General features: G+C 53.9%; 1 rRNA gene. It reads left to right on the top strand.

Going from position 1 to position 662, the window contains the following annotated elements:
- Nucleotides 1-226: ribosomal RNA gene (locus LUCIF_RS24380) — 16S ribosomal RNA — on the top strand; the annotation flags it as partial.
- Nucleotides 227-662 lie beyond the last annotated feature (436 nt).

The raw sequence follows: 662 nt of genomic DNA, 5'->3' as shown, positions 1-662 counted from the left end.
ACTCGCCTGCGTGAAGTCGGAATCGCTAGTAATCGCAGATCAGCATGCTGCGGTGAATACGTTCCCGGGCCTTGTACACACCGCCCGTCACACCACGAGAGTCTGCAACACCCGAAGCCGGTGAGGTAACTTGAAAGAGAGCCAGCCGTCGAAGGTGGGGCCGATGATTGGGGTGAAGTCGTAACAAGGTAGCCGTATCGGAAGGTGCGGCTGGATCACCTCCTTTCTAAGGAGACAGGAAAGGCCGGCGCATAGCGCAGGGCCGATCTAATTCCTAGGTCGGACACATTTGGCAGATACGAGACGGAGCTTAAGCGCTCGCAGTCGTATCCACTTACATTGTTTGGTTTTGAGGGAACAGCCCTCAAGGTTCCTTGAAAACTGCACAGAAGAAAGAAGAAGATACCCTCTCGATAAAGAGAGAGTAAACTTAACGAGCAAAACGAAGCGCAGGGCTCACAGCACAGGGCGCAGGAGGGAACTCCTAAGTCAAAACTATGAGTACAGCCCGGAGGTTGGCTAGAAGGTGCCAGATGCTAGGCGGCAGGAGCATGCGAACGGAGTCGTACTGGTAAGTACGTCGAAGAGAGCACGCGCAGTGCCAACAACGCAGATGGCGGCTTATAGACAACCGGGTATAGCGCAAAAGAAGTCAAGTTACC

Source organism: Allolucifera butyrica (genome assembly GCF_900476375.1).
Classification (GTDB): Bacteria; Bacillota; Negativicutes; order Sporomusales; family UPPP01; genus Lucifera; species Lucifera butyrica.
The sequence above is the reverse complement of the archived record's forward strand: the minus strand, read 5'-3'. Positions and strand labels throughout refer to the sequence as shown.